Below are 2,801 nucleotides of genomic sequence, written 5' to 3' on the forward strand. Positions count from 1 at the left end.
AAGCAGCAGCTCTCGGTCATGGTCGATGAATCACTGGGCGCCATGAACATGCCCACCCGCAGCGAGCTGCGCACCCTGCAGGACCGGCTGCAAGAGACGCGGCGCGAGAACAAGCAGCTGCGCCGGGAGCTGGACCAGGTCCAACGCCGGCTGGCAACCCTGCCCGCCGGCGCTCCTGCTAGCAACGAGGTCAGCGCCGGCAGATCGAGCACCGCGTCGAAGACCACCGGGACCAGCAAGAAGACCAGCACACGGAAGAAGGCCGCGGCGAAGCCGAGCACAAGCCCTGACGCAAGCTGATGCAGCATCCCCGGCCTGCGGGCCGACAGCCAAGCCTGGATCAACGCGAGACAGTGAGCGGTTTGGCCGCTGCCTCCGCCAACGACTCAACGGGCAGCTCGGCTCGCAATGCGCTGCAGCGCTTGACAGCGCCTCGCCAGCGCCCGCTCACCACCTCCGATTCAATCCCTAAGCACGAGACGGACAGCGCCAAGACGCGTCCGCACCAGCGATCTACAGAGGAGCACCGCCGCATGTTTCCGATCGATATCCGTCCCGACACGCTCGGCGAGGAGATGCTCGACTACAGCCGCAAGCTCGGTCAGGGCATGCAAAACCTACTCGACGCCGGCGACATCGACAGCGGCGTCAGCCCCAAGGATGCCGTCTATCGCGAAGACAAGCTGGTGCTCTACCGCTACCAACGACCGGCCGATGTGGCCCAGCAGGAGACACCGCTGCTCGTCGTCTACGCACTGGTCAACCGGCCCTACATGACCGACATCCAGGAAGACCGCTCGACCATCAAAGGCCTGCTCGCCACCGGCCAGGACGTCTACCTGATCGACTGGGGCTATCCGGACCAGGCCGACCGCTCGCTAACGCTCGACGACTACATCAACGGCTACATCGATCGCTGCGTCGACCACATCTGCCACACCCATAGCGTCGACAAGGTCAATATCTTGGGCATCTGCCAGGGCGGCAGCTTTAGCCTGATGTACTCGGCGCTGCATCCGGACAAGGTGCGGAACTTGGTGACGATGGTCACGCCGGTCGACTTCAAGACGCCGGACAACATGCTGTCGAACTGGGTGCAGCACGTCGACGTCGATCTCGCCGTCGACACCATGGGCAATATACCCGGCGAGCTGCTGAACTGGAGCTTCCTGTCACTGAAGCCATTCAGCCTCACCGGCCAGAAGTACATCAACATGGTCGACATGCTCGACAAGCCGGAGAAGGCGAAGAACTTCCTGCGCATGGAACAATGGATCTTCGACAGCCCAGACCAGGCCGGCGAGACCTTCCGTCAGTTCATCAAGGACTTCTACCAGCAGAACGCCTTCATCAACGGCACCGCGCGGGTTGGCGAGCGCCCGGTCGACCTCAAGCAGATCCGCTGTCCTGTGCTCAACATCTATGCGATGCAGGATCATCTGGTCCCACCGGACGCCTCCAAGGCCCTCAACGGCCTCACCGGCAGCGAGGACTACACCGAGCTCGCCTTCCCTGGTGGCCATATCGGCATCTATGTCAGCGGCAAGGCGCAGAAAGAGGTCACGCCGGCCATCGGCGAGTGGTTGAACGCGCGCTGAGGCCGACCTCACACCGACTAGGCGCCAACCGAGCGACAACCCAAGCGGGCGACATCCGGGCGCGCCGAATCCATCCACGCTCCTTGCGCAGCGCGTAGCGGAGCCTGGCTGCCTGTTACTATAGAGACGCTAACCTCATGCCCTTGCTTAAAGACTAACGGTGCTGCGTGGCTTCCGGTCAGTGGCGAGCGGCACTTCCAATGACGGAATGCGGCACCCAGCCAGCAACAACGGGAAGCCAATATGCGCGTCAACGAGCCAGTCACCCAGCAGCGTGTCCCGGTCGCCGACGATGCGACCATCCTCTCGACCACCGATCCCAAGGGGCGCATCACCTACATCAACGAGGAATTCGAGCGCATCAGCGGCTACGATCGCAGCGAGCTGCTCGGGCAACCGCACAACATCATGCGCCATCCCGATATGCCCCGCAGGGCTTATCAGCAGATGTGGTCATGCCTGTTGTCAGGTCGCTCATGGATGGGCATGGTCAAGAACCGGTGCAAGAATGGCGACTATTACTGGGTGCATGCCTATGCGACCCCGATCCTCGACGAGCACGGCAAGATCGTCGAGTTTCAATCGGTACGCCTCGCGCCCCCCAGCGAGGCAACGGTGAAGCGCGCCGCGGCGATCTACGCTGAGCTGCGCGCCAGCGAGCCGAATCAGGGCGAGCTGAGTCCAGCCCCGAGCCCAGGCCGATCCCTTGGCTTGCGCGGCCGATTGCTCGCCCTGCTGCTACCCACCCCGTTAGTGGTCAGCGTCGCCGCCTTAGCCGGCCTTCCGCCCTTCGCGCTGGCGGCACTCAGCTTCATCGCGGCAGCCCTGAGCGCCTATGGTCTGCTGCGCCTATGGCGCGGGCTGGACGCGACAGTGGCCGAATCACAGCAGTTGGTCGATGATCCGCTCGCCGAGCGCATCTACACCGATCGCGACGATGAGATCGCCCCTCTGCGGCTCGCGATGCTGAAGCTGCGCACCGAGATGTCAGCGGTACCTAAACGGCTCGCCAATGTCACCGACCACCTCCAACAGGTCGGTACCCAGGCTGGTGAGGCCGTGGCCGAGGCCCGTGCCCAGGCGCAGCAGCAGACGGCCGAAACCCTTCAGGTCGCATCCGCAATGGAAGAGATGGCGCAGATCGTGCAAGAGATCGCTCGCAATGCCTCCGTTGGCGCCCAGATCAGCGAGCAGGTGCGCGAT

3 protein-coding genes are annotated in these 2,801 nt (G+C 63.5%); all 3 read left to right on the forward strand.

Going from position 1 to position 2,801, the window contains the following annotated elements:
• Window positions 1-300: poly(R)-hydroxyalkanoic acid synthase subunit PhaE (locus ACY693_RS17770; RefSeq protein ID WP_462323142.1), on the forward strand; the 300-nt coding region annotated here is incomplete at its 5' end.
• A 233-nt stretch (window positions 301-533) separates the two neighbouring features.
• Window positions 534-1,598 carry a class III poly(R)-hydroxyalkanoic acid synthase subunit PhaC gene (locus ACY693_RS17775; protein WP_462323143.1) on the forward strand — a complete coding sequence of 355 codons (1,065 nt, stop codon included), beginning with the start codon at window positions 534-536 and terminating at the stop codon, window positions 1,596-1,598.
• Between the two features lie 243 nt (window positions 1,599-1,841).
• Window positions 1,842-2,801, forward strand: a 960-nt coding sequence (locus ACY693_RS17780; RefSeq protein ID WP_462323144.1) for a PAS domain-containing protein, incomplete at its 3' end; no start/stop codon positions are given.

The organism is Halochromatium sp. (genome assembly GCF_054919635.1).